Below are 13,152 nucleotides of genomic sequence, written 5' to 3'. Positions count from 1 at the left end.
TGACCGAGGGTCCGGCGAGATCAGCCGCGAGGACCGCCAGCGCGTCGGTCCGGGTGACAGCCAACCTCGACGGGGTGAAGACCGGCGAGGTGACCCCCGGCGTGCAGGCGAAGATCGACGCGCTGCAGACCCCGCCGGGATACCGTGCCACCATGGGCGGTGACGCCGAGGATATCGCCGAGACCGGCGCGGCGGCGGGATCTGCCATGCTGCTGGCGGTGATCTTCATCTACCTCGTGCTGGCCTCGCAGTTCGGATCCTTCCTGCAGCCGCTGGCGATCATGTCCTCGCTGCCGCTGGCGCTGATCGGGGTGATGCTGGGCCTGCTGGTCGGTGGCTCGACGCTGAACATGTTCTCGGCCATCGGTTTCATCATGCTGATGGGGCTGGTGGTGAAGAACGCCATCCTGCTGGTCGACAACGCCAATCAGCATGTCCGGCAGGGCTGGCACCTCTTCGATGCCCTGGTCGAGGCGGGGTCGACCCGCTTCCGGCCCATCGTCATGACCACCCTGGCAATGATCTTCGGCATGCTGCCTCTGGCGCTGAACCTGCACGGGGGCTCTGGCCAGAACGCGCCCATGGCCCATGCGGTGATCGGCGGGCTGATCTCGTCGTCGCTGCTGACGCTGGTCGTGGTGCCGGTGATCCTGACCTACATGGACAGCCTGGGGCGGCGCGTGTCGCGGCTGTTCCCGCAGGCCCCGGATCACGCCTGAGGCGCGATCGTGAAAATACGAGGGATTCGCCTCGGTAAAGGCGGATCCCCCTTACCGGCTGTTAAGTCCGGCGGCGTATCCTTGCAGGTGCAGCAAGGGAGGACTCCGATGCCATATCCGGGACAACAGCAGACGACCTTCGGCCGCCACTACGACGGCCCCACCCGGCGTGGGCCCGCACGGATGGCCGGGCGGACGATGCGGCAGGGAACGGATGACCCGGCGGCTGCAACAGTGCTGCCCGGTGGCGGGGGGCTGCTGCTTGCCCTGACCGGCAGCCTGCTTGGGGTGATGCTGGCCCTGTTTGCACATCGCCTCGGGGCGGGCCCTGTCCTGTCCCTGCTGACCTACCTGACATCCCTGCCGCTCACCGGACTGCTGGCCTATGCCCTGCTGCGCTGGCGCCGGGGGCCATCGCGGAAATTTTCGCCGGGCGCCCTGCGCGACTGACCTTGCCTGAAGGGCGACCCTCGTGCCGGATGACACCTGCCATCGGGACTGATATCGAGAGGCATGGACCTGCCTGCCTCCCAGGGCTCCGGTGCGCCTGACGCGCCAGAGACGACGCGCTACCGCCAGAAACGGGACGAAATCGTCCGTGCCGCCGCGCGCCAGATCGCCGAGCGCGGACTGAAGGGGCTGACCCTTGTCGGGGTGGCGGGGATGGTCGGCCTGTCGACCAACTCGGTCACCTACTACTTCCGGCGAAAGGAAAACCTTGCGGAGGCCGCGGTCGAGGATGCCCTGGCACGGTTCGAGGCGGTGCTGGCGCCTGACAGCGCCCCCTGCGCGCCGCGCGACTACCTGCGCACAGTGCTGGCGCGCAATTTCGAGCTGGCGCTGGCGATCCGCCGCGGCGAGGTTGCGCCGCTGACCGTGATGTCGGACATGCGGGCGCTGGAGGAACCGGCCCGCACCCGCCTGATCGCCGAGTACTTCGCCCTTGTCGCCCGGGTCGGCCGGCGCTTCGGAGAGGCCGGAGGCGGGCCTCATGACAAGGGACGTGCCGTGGCGCGGGCCCAGCTTCTCTGCGATCTGCTGCACTGGTCGCGCACGTGGCTGCGGCTTTACGCCGTCGAGGACTTCCCGCGGGTCGAGGCGCGGCTTTTTGATCTGCTGGATCGGGGGCTGGCGGTGCCCGGCGCGCAATGGGCACCGGATCTGCTGCCCGCCTCTGGGCCCCCCGAAGGCGAAAGCCCGGGCACCAGCGTCGAGGCCTACCTGCGGGTCGCGACCCGACTGGTGAACCTGCGTGGCTATCGCGGCGCCTCGGTCGAACGCATCGCCGGAGAGTTGCAGCTGTCGAAGGGCTCCTTCTACCATCATCTCGCGGGCAAGGACGACCTGGTGCGCGCCTGCTTCGACCGCTCTTACAGCCGGGTTTCGGCGATGCAACACGCCGCGTCGGCCCTTCCGGGCAGCCAGTGGCACCGGCTGAGCGCGGCGCTGGCCAGCCTGCTGGACCTGCAGGTGACCAACGAGCAGCCGCTTTTGCGCGACACTGCCCTGCTGGCCTTGCCGGAAGAGATGCGCAGCCATGCCATCAGCCGTTCGGACCGGATCGCGCGCCGCTTCGCCGGCATGCTCTCGGACGGGATCGCCGATGGCTCGGTGCGCGCGGTGGATCCGCTGATCGCCTCGCAATGCCTGATGGGGCTGGTCAATTCCTCGGTCGACATGTCGACCCGCGTGCACCGCTGGCCGTCCCGCGCCGCCCTGATCGAGGATTACGCGGGCCCGGTCCTGTTCGGCTTCTTCCGCTGATCAGCGCTTCTTCATCGCATCGAGCAGCGCCGCACCGAGGGCGCCGGGGGCATCACTGCCACCCTGCGGCTTGCCTTTCGGTCCGGCCTGACCGCCACGCGGCCCCCCGTGACCGCCGCGCGGCCCCTTCGGGCCGCCTCTCTCGCCCGAGCGGAAACCGCTGTCGCGTTCGCGCTTGTCGTCGCGGGCCGAGGCGCCGCCGTCCTTCTTCATGCTCAGCCCGATGCGCTTGCGCGGCACGTCGACCTCGGTCACCGTGACCTTCACCACGTCGCCGGCCTTCACCACCTCGTGCGGGTCCTTGACGAAGCGATCCGCCAGCTGGCTGACATGAACCAGCCCATCCTGGTGCACGCCGATGTCGACGAAGGCCCCGAAGGCCGCCACGTTGGTCACCGTGCCTTCCAGCACCATGCCGGGGCGCAGGTCGGTGATCTCTTCGACGCCGTCGGTGAAGTTGGCGGTCTTGAAGCTGGGGCGCGGGTCGCGACCGGGCTTCTCGAGTTCCGAGAAGATGTCGCGGACTGTGGGCAGGCCAAAGGTCTCATCGACGAACTGCTCGGCCCGCAGACCCTTCAATGCGCCTTCGTTGCCCATGATCTGGCGCAGGTCGCGGCCACAGGCGGCGACGATCTTGCGCGCCACCCCATAGGCTTCGGGGTGGACAGAGGAGGCATCCAGCGGCTCGTCCCCCTCGCGGATGCGCAGGAAGCCCGCGCATTGCTCGAAGGCGCGGGGACCGAGGCGAGCGACCTCCAGCAGCTCCTTGCGCGAGCGGAAGGCGCCCTTCATCTCGCGATGCGACACGACGGCCTCGGCCAGCCCCGGTCCAAGGCCCGAGACATGCGCCAGCAGCGGCGCCGAGGCGGTGTTCAGATCGACGCCAACCGCGTTCACCGCGTCTTCCACCACGGCTTCCAGCGACTTTGCCAGCCGGTGCTGGTCGACATCGTGCTGGTACTGGCCGACACCAATGCTCTTCGGCTCGATCTTTACCAGCTCGGCCAGCGGATCCTGCAGGCGGCGGGCAATGGATACGGCGCCGCGCAGCGAGACGTCCAGACCCGGGAATTCCCGCGCCGCCAGTTCAGAGGCCGAGTAGACCGAGGCGCCCGCCTCGCTGACCACCACCTTGGTGGGCTTGGTGACATGATCGGGCATCATCTTCAGGGTTTCGGTCACCAGCTTCTCGGTCTCGCGCGAGGCGGTGCCGTTGCCGATGGCGATCAGCTCGACCCCGTGCTTGGCGACCAGCGACAGGATTGCGTGCTGCGCACCGCGAATGTCGTTCTTGGGCTGGAAGGGGTAGAGCGTATCGGTCGCCAGCAGCTTGCCCGTGGCGTCCACCACGGCGGCTTTCACGCCGGTACGGATGCCCGGATCGAGGCCCAGCGTGGCCTTGGAACCGGCGGGCGCGGCCAGCAGCAAGTCCTTCAGGTTGCGGGCAAAGACGGCGATGGCCTCTTCATGGGCGCGGGCGCGCATCTCGCTCAGCAGGTCCAGCGTCATGGAAAGCGACAGTTTCACCCGCCAGGTCCAGCCCGCCACCTTGCGCAGCCACTGGTCCCCGGGTCCCTCGCCCGAGGCCGAAAGCTTGGCCGAGACCATGTCCAGCGGCCGGTCGGCCTCTTCCTCGGGCGGGGCGATTTCCAGCGTCACGATGCCTTCGTTGCTGGCGCGCAGCATGGCCAGCGCCCGGTGCGAGGGGACCTTGGCCCAGCCTTCCGAATGGTCGAAGTAGTCCGAGAACTTGGCGCCCTCCTGTTCCTTGCCCGCCACCACGCGGGCGCTCAGCACGGCATTGCCCTGCATGTAGCCGCGCAGGCGGCCCAGCAGGTCGGCGTCTTCGGCTAGACGCTCCATCAGGATGTCACGGGCCCCGTTCAGTGCGGCCTTGGTATCTTCCACGTTTTCAGTGATGTAGCCCGCCGCCAGCACCTCGGGATCGGCAGAGCGGTCAGCCAGGATCGCCTCGGCCAGCGGCTCCAACCCGTTCTCGCGGGCGATCATCGCCTTGGTGCGGCGCTTGGGCTTGTAGGGCAGGTAGATGTCTTCCAGCTGGGCCTTGGTCTCGGCGCCCGCGATGGACTTGGCCAGCTCGGGCGTCAGCTTGTCCTGGCTGTCGATGGACTTCAGGATCGCGCCCCGGCGGTCCTCAAGCTCGCGCAGGTAGCCCAGCCGTTCGGCGAGGTTGCGCAGCTGCGTGTCGTCCAGGCCGCCGGTGACCTCCTTCCGGTAGCGCGCCACGAAGGGCACCGTGGCGCCTTCGTCCAGCAGGGTCACCGCGGCGGTGACCTGCTCGGGGCGGGCACCGATCTCGGTGGCGATCAGGCGGGCGATGCGGGGGGCGGCGTCGGTCTGGGCGGTGGTCGTCACGGGAAACCTCTTCTGCTCGGGAAGCACTTCATAGCCCTGCCTGCCTCCTGCGCCAAGGGGCGGCAACAGGGCGGGCGGAGGGCTGCTGAGGCTTCGGGCAGAAGGGGCACCCCGCTTGCCGCATCGGAGGATGGACCGCACAAACATTTGCATGGAAGGCGCAAAGCGTGGAACCGTGGCGCAAAGCGCAATTGCCAGAAGGCTTCGGAATGTCGATCAAGGCCGCGATCCATCACCTGACCCATTACAAGTACGACCGTCCGGTCACGCTGGGGCCACAGATCATCCGTCTGCGACCGGCGCCGCATTCCCGTACCCGGGTGATCTCTCATTCGCTGAAGGTCTCGCCGGTGAAGCATTTCGTGAACCACCAGCAGGACGCCTATGGCAACTGGCTGGCCCGTTTCGTCTTCCCCGAGCCGGTGCGCGAATTCAAGATCGAGGTCGATCTTGTCGCCGACATGTCGGTCTACAACCCCTTCGACTTCTTCATCGAGGACGTGGCCGAGGACTACCCCTTCGACTACCCCGAGGCGGTGAAGGACGACCTGTCGATCTACATGAAGCCCGAACCGGCCGAGGCGCGGGTGAAGGCCTTCCTCAAGACCATCGACGGCAAGACACAGCGCACCATCGACATGCTTGTCGGCCTCAATGCCCGGCTGGCGGACGAGATCGGCTATGTCATCCGCATGGAGCCCGGGGTGCAGACCCCCGAAGAGACGCTGGAAAAGGCCAAGGGGTCCTGCCGCGATACCTCGTGGCTGCTGATCAACCTGCTGCGCCACCTCGGCTTTGCCGCCCGCTTCGTCTCGGGCTACCTGATCCAGCTGAAGCCGGATCTGGAAGCGCTGGACGGCCCCTCCGGCACCGACGTCGACTTCACCGACCTGCACGCCTGGTGCGAGGTCTACCTGCCCGGCGCCGGTTGGGTGGGGCTTGACCCGACCTCGGGCCTGCTGACCGGCGAAAGCCATATCCCGCTGGCCGCCACGCCGCACTATTCCAACGCGGCGCCGATCTCGGGCGGGTTCTCGGCGGATGGCGAGCCCGAGGTGGACTTCGACTTCGACATGACGGTGACGCGGGTGGCAGAGCATCCACGCATCTCGAAGCCCTTCTCGGACGAGGCCTGGGATGCGTTGAACGACCTTGGCGGCAAGGTGGACGAGGCCATCGCCGCCGCCGACATGCGCCTGACCATGGGCGGAGAGCCGACCTTCGTTTCCATCGACGACTTCGAGGCGGCAGAGTGGAACACCGCCGCCGTCGGCCCGATGAAGCGCGGGCTGGCCGATGGGCTGATCCGCCGCCTGCGCGACCGTTTCGCGCCGGGCGGCTTCCTGCACTACGGTCAGGGCAAGTGGTACCCGGGCGAGACGCTGCCGCGCTGGACCTTCTCTCTCTACTGGCGCCGGGACGGCAAGCCGGTGTGGAAGAACGCCGATCTGATCGCTATGGAGAAGGACCAGCAGGAGATCCCGCCCGAAAAGGCCGGTGAGTTCCTGTCGCGGATGGCCGGGGCGCTTGGCGTGGACGAGGACTGCATCCTGCCCGCTTACGAGGATCCCGCCGAGTGGATCCTGAAGGAGGCGCAGCTGCCCGATAACGTCAGCCCGACCAACTCGAAGCTGAAGGATGCCGAAGAGCGCAGCCGCCTTGCGCGGGTCTTCGAACGCGGGCTGACCAAGGCCTCTGGCTACGTGCTGCCGATCCAGCGCTGGCAGGGGCGGTCTAGCTCGGGGCGCTGGCAGACCGAGGTCTGGAAGTTCCGGCGCGGGCATCTCTTCCTGGTGCCCGGCGACAGCCCCGTCGGTTACCGGATGCCGCTGAACGCGCTGCCCCATGTGCCCGAGTCGCAATATCCCTACATCAACCCCGCAGACCCGACCGTCGCCCGTGGCGATCTGCCCGACTTCGAACGCCGTCCGCGCCGCTCGGGTCATCCGACGGGGGCCGAGGCGCGTGCCGAGGGACGTGCGGCGATCCAGGCACGGCTGGAGGCTGCGGACAGCGGCCAGGCCCGTGCCAGTTTCCGCGCCGATGCCGATGTGCAGGATCGCCAGCAGCAGCGGCAGGTCGGCGAAAGCATCGGCGGCTTCGTCCGCACCGCCCTTGCCGCCGAGCCGCGCGATGGGCGCCTCTGCGTCTTCATGCCGCCGGTGACCACCATCGAGGATTACCTCGAACTGCTCTCGGCCGCCGAAGAGGCCGCCGAGGCCGTCGGCCTGCCGGTGCATATCGAAGGCTACGCGCCTCCGAACGACCCGCGCCTCAACGTGATCCGCGTCGCGCCTGACCCCGGGGTGATCGAGGTCAACATCCATCCCGCGACCAGCTGGGAGGAATGCCGCTCGATCACCGAAGGCGTCTATGAAGAGGCCCGGCTGACCCGCCTCGGCGCAGACAAGTTCATGATCGACGGCAAGCACACCGGTACCGGGGGCGGCAACCATGTCGTCGTCGGGGGCGCGACGACCAACGACAGCCCCTTCCTGCGGCGCCCCGACCTGCTGAAGTCGCTGGTCCTGCACTGGCAGCGGCATCCTTCGATGTCCTACCTCTTCTCTGGCCTCTTCATCGGCCCGACCTCGCAGGCGCCGCGTGTCGACGAGGGGCGGGCGGATGCGCTCTATGAGCTCGAGATCGCGCTGGCCCAGATCCCGGCGCCGGGGCAGGGGGTGCCGCCGCTGCCCTGGCTGACCGACCGGCTGCTGAGGAACCTCCTGACCGATGTCACCGGCAATACCCACCGGGCCGAGATCTGCATCGACAAGCTGTTCTCGCCCGATGGGCCGACGGGCCGCCTTGGCCTGGTCGAGTTCCGCGGCTTCGAGATGCCGCCCGATCCGCGCATGTCGCTGGCCCAGCAATTGCTGATCCGCGCCCTGCTGGTGCGCTACTGGAACGCTCCGCTCGGCGGGGATTTCACCCGCTGGGGCACCACGCTGCATGACCGCTTCATGCTGCCGCATTTCGTCTGGGAAGACTTCATGGACGTCTTGGGCGACCTGCGCCGCCACGGCTTTGACTTCCGCCCCGACTGGTACGAGGCCCAGCAGGAGTTCCGCTTCCCCTTCTGCGGCGAGGTCGACTACGAGGGCGTCCACATGGAGCTGCGCCAGGCGCTGGAGCCCTGGCACGTGCTGGGCGAGACCGGCGCCATCGGCGGCACGGTGCGCTACACCGACAGCTCGACCGAGCGGCTGCAGGTCAAGCTGACCACCGCCGATCCGGGGCGCTATGTCGTCACCTGCAACGGCCGCCGGGTGCCGCTGGTGAAGACCGCCAGCTCGGGCACCTCGGTCGGCGGGGTGCGCTACAAGGCCTGGCAGCCGCCCGAGGCGCTGCACCCGGTGCTGCCGGTGCAGGCGCCGCTGACCTTCGACATCTTCGACAGCTGGTCGGGGCGGGCGCTTGGCGGCTGCACCTACCATGTCGCGCATCCGGGCGGGCGCAACTACGACACCTTCCCGGTCAATGCCAACGAGGCCGAGGCCCGGCGGCTGGCGCGCTTCCAGCCCTTCGGCCACAACCCCGGCGCCTACCTGCCGCCGCAGGAAATATCTCATCGTGAATTCCCGATGACCCTTGATCTGCGGCGCGCACCGGGCATTTAGAAGGTCCAGAAGCCCCGGCGAAAGCGCCGGGGCAGGTTCCTGCGGAGCGGATGGGCAATGACACCCAGGCCATGCCATCACCAGATGACCCGCCTGAGGGGCAGGGGACAGGCATGAGCGCGCCCGATCAGCCGCCCGTGCCCGATGGCCCGCCGCCGATGCAGGTGCAGGGGCAGGAACAGGCGCAAGGGCAGAAGCAGGCACAGCCTCCGGCGCAGGCCGGGCCCGAAGCTGCGCCCGCGCCCGAGACGGCACCGGACGATCCGCTGGCCGCGCTGCTCAGCGGCTATGCCCCCTTCGAGGGCGTCCCGGACGAGCTGATGGACGAGACCGGCACCGTCCGCCCGGTCTGGCGCGATTTCCTGAACCGGCTGGCCGGGCTGGACGCCGAAGAGCTGGATCTGGCCTGCGCGCGCGGCAGCCAGTACCTGCGCGATGCGGGGGTGTTCTTCCGCCACTACGGCCCCGACAGCCACGAGGAGCGCGACTGGCCCCTGTCGCATCTGCCGCTGTTGATCGATGCCGCCGAATGGCAGCAGATCGCCGCCGGTCTTGTTGAACGTGCCGACCTGCTGGAACAGGTGATGGCGGATCTCTACGGGTCCGGCCAGCTGGTCGCCGACGGTCTGCTGCCGCCTGAGCTGCTTGCGGGCAACCCCGAGTGGCTGCGCCCCATGGTCGGCGTCGCGCCGCGCTCGGGGCATTACCTGCACATGCTGGCCTTCGACATCGGGCGCGGCCCGGAGGGGCAGTGGTGGGTGCTGGGCGATCGCGCGCAGGCGCCCTCGGGCGCCGGTTTCGCGCTCGAGACCCGGATGGCTACCGCGCGCAGCTTCCCCGCCCTGATGGCTGACAGCAACGTGGCGCGGCTGGCGGGCTTCTTCCGGGGCTTCCGCGACGCCCTGCTGGCGCTTCGCGCCGAAGAGGACAGCCGCGTGGCGATCCTGACGCCGGGGCCGATGAACGACACCTATTTCGAACACGCCTATATCGCGCGCTACCTCGGCTTCCTGCTGGTGCAGGGCGAGGACCTCGTGGTGCGCGATGGCCGCCTGATGGTGCACACGGTGGGCGGGCTTCGTCCGATTTCTGTGCTCTGGCGGCGGCTGGATGCGGAATGGCTGGACCCGCTGGAGCTGCGCGAGGACAGCCAGATCGGCACCGCCGGTCTGCTGTCTGCCCTGCGCTCGGGCGGGCTGACCATGGTCAACGCGCCGGGCTCGGGCGTGCTGGAAACCCGCGCCCTGATGGCCTTCATCCCCGCCATTGCCCGCCACCTTCTGGGCCGCGACCTTGCCCTGCCGAACATCGCGACATGGTGGTGCGGCTCTGCCGAGGCGCAGGACTACGTGCGCGAGAACGCTGGTCGGATGACCATCGACCGGGCGCTCTCGACCAGCCTGCCCTTCGACCATTCTCCGGAGGTGGTGATCGCCGGCAAGCGCCCCGATGGCAGCGACTATGATCCCGGGATGCTGTCGCGCGAGGGCGGGCGGCTGGCGGCGCAGCAGATCGTGTCCCTGTCGACCGCGCCCGCGCTGTCCGAAGGCAGGCTGGTGGCGCGCCCGGCCTCGCTGCGGGTGGTGCTGACGCGCACCGCGCAGGGCTGGCAGGTCATGCCGGGCGGTTTCGCCCGCATCGGCCAGTCCGGCACCTCGGCGGATGTCTCGATGCAGCGCGGCGGCTCGGTCTGCGACGTCTGGGTGGTGGGCGGCCCGCAGGCCCCCGACGACACCCTGCTGGCCGCGACCACGGGCGAGCGGATGTCGCTGCCACAGCTTGCCGCCCTGCCGACGCGGGCCGCCGACAACCTGTTCTGGCTGGGCCGCTACTCGGACAGGGTCGAACAGAAGATCCGCCTGCAACGGGCCTACCACCTGCGGCTGGCAGAATACGGCCGCGCCGACATGCCGCTGGTCGAGATGTTGGCCGAGTATCTCGCCTCGATGGGGGTCGAGGCCGCGCGCCCGCTGCCCGAGGGGCTGACCGCCGACCTCGATGCGGCCATGGGCAGCGCGGGTCGTATCCGCGACCGTTTCTCGACTGACGGCTGGAACGCGCTGACCGACCTGAAGCGCACCGCCGACAACCTGGCGCCGCGCCTGAAGCCCGGCGATGATGCGGCGCGGGCGCTCTCGGTGCTGCTGCGCAAGATCTCGGGCTTCTCGGGGCTGGTGCACGAGAACATGTACCACGCCACCGGCTGGCGCTTCCTCTCCCTTGGCCGCGCGATCGAGCGCGCCTGGGCGACCTCGGGCATGCTGGCGACCTTCGCCGACCCCGCCGCGCCGCTTGGCGCCTACGAGATCGCCATCGAGACCGGTGACGCGGTGATGACCCACCGGATGCGCTTTTCGGCGACCTTCACCCGCGAGACGGTGCTGGACCTGCTGCTGCTGGACGAGAACTACCCCCGCTCGGTTCTGGCGCAGCTGGATGACATCCTGACCCATCTCGACTGGCTGGAGAAGCTGACCCACGACCTGTCGCGCAAGCCCACGCCGATCCGCCGCGCGGTGATGAAGCTGCAGACCGAACTGGCCACCGCCCGCCCCGAGGAGATCTCTCCCGAGCGGCTGAGCCAGATTGCCGCCACCTGCGCCGATCTCTCGGGGCTGCTGGCCGAAACCTACCTGAGGTAGCGATGCTCTATTCGATCCGCCTGCGCATCAGCTACGACTACGACGCCCCCGCCGACGTCGGGCGCCACCTGCTGCGGGTGTTGCCTGCCTCGATCCCGGGCGTGCAGGAGGTCCGCAGCGCCCGGCTTACCTGCCGCCCGCTGGCCGCCGAACAGGGCGACCGGCGCGACTTCTTCGGCAATATCTGCACCGAGGTCGCCTATCGCGACCCGCTTGAGGCGACCGAGTTCGAGATGCTGGCCGAGGTCGAGCGCTTCGAGGGCGGCCCGGGTCTTGACGTCTCTCCGCCGACCGAGCGGCTGGCGCGGCAGATTGCCGAGCTACCCTCTCTCGCCGGGGAGGCGCCGCAGGGCTACCTGCCGCCCTCGCCCCGGGTGCCCCATGTGCCCGAGATCGCAGATTGGGCCAAGGCGGCTGTCGCGGGGGCCGAAAGCACATTTGCCCGCGTCCTGGCGCTGACCCGCGCGCTGCATCGCGACATGGCCTTCGACGCCACCGCCACCATGGTCGACACGCCGCTGGACGAGGCCTTCGCCCTGCGCCGTGGGGTCTGTCAGGATTTCACCCATATCCAGATCTGCGCCCTGCGCAGCCTTGGCATCCCGGCGGGCTATGTCAGTGGCTTCCTGCGCACCCTGCCGCCCGAGGGGCAGGAGCGGCTGGAAGGGGCAGATGCCATGCATGCCTGGGTCAGGGCCTGGTGCGGCAAGGACATGGGATGGGTCGAGGTCGATCCGACCAACGACATGCTGGCGGGCACCGATCACGTCGTCATCGCGCGCGGACGGGACTATTTCGACGTGGCGCCGGTGAAGGGCTCGATGCGGCTGGCGGGCGGGCAGAGGACCTCGCAAGGCGTCGACATGGTGGCTGTCTGAGGGGGCGGAAAGCCCTTCTCAGCTGCTGGGGGATCGGCTACCGATTGACCCCATGGACATGAATGACTTTGAAGACCTGGTCTGCCCGCGCCGCCGCATGGGGTGCCGACTACCGCCGCCGGTTGCGTGACCTGCCGGTCCGCCCCCGCACCCAACCCGGCGAGATCCTGCGCCAGATCCCCGAGGCCCCGCCCGAGGCGGGCGAGGGCATGGAGGCGATCTTTGCCGATTTCGAGCAGATAATCGCGCCGGGCATGACCCATTGGCAGCACCCCCGCTTCTTCGCCTATTTCCCGGCCAATGCGGCGCCGGTCTCGGTGGTGGCGGAATACCTCGTCTCGGCCATGGCGGCGCAATGCATGCTCTGGCAGACCTCTCCGGCGGCGACCGAGCTTGAGACCCGCATGATGTCCTGGCTGCGCGCCTCGCTTGGCCTGCCCGAGGGCTTCACCGGGGTGATCCAGGACAGCGCCTCGACCGCGACGCTGGCCGCCGTGCTGGTGATGCGCGAGAGGGCCACCGCCTTCGGCGCCAACCACAGGGGCCTGAAGGCCTTCCCGCAGTTGCGCATCTATGCCTCGCAGGAGGTGCATACCTCGATCGACCGCGCGGTCTGGATTTCCGGCATCGGGGTCGAGAATCTTGTCAAGATTCCCTCGCAGGGGCCGCATCACGCCATGGATGCCAGCGCCCTGCGGGCCGCGATCGAGGCCGATATCGCCGCCGGGCATCAGCCTGCGGGCGTCATTGGCTGCGTCGGCGGCACCTCCATCGGCGGCTGCGATGACCTCTCTGAGGTGATTGCCGTGGCGAAGGAATTCGACCTCTATACCCATGTCGACGCTGCCTGGGCGGGATCTGCGATGATCTGCCCCGAGTTCCGGCACTTCTGGGCGGGGGTCGAGGGCGCCGACTCGGTCGTCTTCAATCCGCACAAGTGGCTGGGGGCGCAGTTCGACTGCTCGGCCCATTTCCTCAGGGACCCCGAAGCGCTGGTGCGCACCCTTGCGGCGCGACCGGAGTTCCTGAAGACCCCGGGCGCCGAGGATATCGTCAACTATTCCGAGTGGTCCGTGCCGCTTGGCCGCCGCTTCCGGGCGCTGAAAAAAAAAAAAAAACTGTGGTTCCTGCTGCGCTTCCACGGACTGGAGGG

8 protein-coding genes are annotated in these 13,152 nt (G+C 68.7%); 7 read left to right on the top strand and 1 reads right to left on the bottom strand.

Annotation, left to right across the window (positions count from 1 at the left end):
- From OS124_RS0114240 to OS124_RS0114230, 3 genes are all read left to right on the top strand, one after another.
- The coding region (locus OS124_RS0114240) for an efflux RND transporter permease subunit (protein WP_138919549.1) at nt 1-719 on the top strand (719 nt) is incomplete at its 5' end.
- Nucleotides 720-827: 108 nt separating this feature from the next.
- On the top strand, nt 828-1,169 hold the full coding sequence (locus OS124_RS27045; protein WP_138919548.1) for a hypothetical protein: 342 nt from the start codon (nt 828-830) through the stop codon (nt 1,167-1,169).
- Nucleotides 1,170-1,232: 63 nt separating this feature from the next.
- Nucleotides 1,233-2,483, top strand: coding sequence for a TetR/AcrR family transcriptional regulator (locus OS124_RS0114230; protein ID WP_010140395.1), 1,251 nt, complete (start codon nt 1,233-1,235; stop codon nt 2,481-2,483).
- On the opposite strand, the gene OS124_RS0114225 is transcribed toward OS124_RS0114230, so the two are convergent.
- Nucleotides 2,484-4,859 carry a Tex family protein gene (locus tag OS124_RS0114225; RefSeq protein WP_010140394.1) on the bottom strand — a complete coding sequence of 792 codons (2,376 nt, stop codon included), beginning with the start codon at nt 4,857-4,859 and terminating at the stop codon, nt 2,484-2,486. It lies immediately after the preceding gene.
- A 209-nt stretch (nt 4,860-5,068) separates the two neighbouring features.
- Here OS124_RS0114225 and OS124_RS0114220 point away from each other — a divergent pair, with 209 nt between their 5' ends.
- The 4 genes from OS124_RS0114220 to OS124_RS0114205 form a co-directional block, all read left to right on the top strand.
- The gene (locus OS124_RS0114220) at nt 5,069-8,479 is read left to right on the top strand and encodes a transglutaminase family protein (RefSeq protein ID WP_010140392.1); all 3,411 of its coding nucleotides are present in this window, start codon (nt 5,069-5,071) and stop codon (nt 8,477-8,479) included.
- A 113-nt stretch (nt 8,480-8,592) separates the two neighbouring features.
- Nucleotides 8,593-11,121, top strand: coding sequence for a circularly permuted type 2 ATP-grasp protein (locus OS124_RS0114215; protein WP_010140391.1), 2,529 nt, complete (start codon nt 8,593-8,595; stop codon nt 11,119-11,121).
- 2 nt (nt 11,122-11,123) lie between these two features.
- Nucleotides 11,124-11,999 carry a transglutaminase family protein gene (locus tag OS124_RS0114210; RefSeq protein WP_010140390.1) on the top strand — a complete coding sequence of 292 codons (876 nt, stop codon included), beginning with the start codon at nt 11,124-11,126 and terminating at the stop codon, nt 11,997-11,999.
- A 62-nt stretch (nt 12,000-12,061) separates the two neighbouring features.
- On the top strand, nt 12,062-13,152 hold a 1,091-nt coding region (locus OS124_RS0114205; protein WP_010140389.1), incomplete at its 3' end, for a pyridoxal phosphate-dependent decarboxylase family protein.

This window comes from Oceanicola sp. S124 (assembly GCF_000220565.1).
GTDB lineage: Bacteria > Pseudomonadota > Alphaproteobacteria > Rhodobacterales > Rhodobacteraceae > Pseudooceanicola.
This window is presented reverse-complemented; position numbering and strand designations above follow the sequence as displayed.

What these genes read in the sequence shown, in the direction of transcription:
- OS124_RS27045 (WP_138919548.1), top strand. Translation starts at nt 828, where the DNA reads ATGCCATATCCGGGACAACAGCAGACGACCTTCGGCCGCCACTACGAC.
- OS124_RS0114230 (WP_010140395.1), top strand. Translation starts at nt 1,233, where the DNA reads ATGGACCTGCCTGCCTCCCAGGGCTCCGGTGCGCCTGACGCGCCAGAG.
- OS124_RS0114220 (WP_010140392.1), top strand. Translation starts at nt 5,069, where the DNA reads ATGTCGATCAAGGCCGCGATCCATCACCTGACCCATTACAAGTACGAC.
- OS124_RS0114215 (WP_010140391.1), top strand. Translation starts at nt 8,593, where the DNA reads ATGAGCGCGCCCGATCAGCCGCCCGTGCCCGATGGCCCGCCGCCGATG.
- OS124_RS0114210 (WP_010140390.1), top strand. Translation starts at nt 11,124, where the DNA reads ATGCTCTATTCGATCCGCCTGCGCATCAGCTACGACTACGACGCCCCC.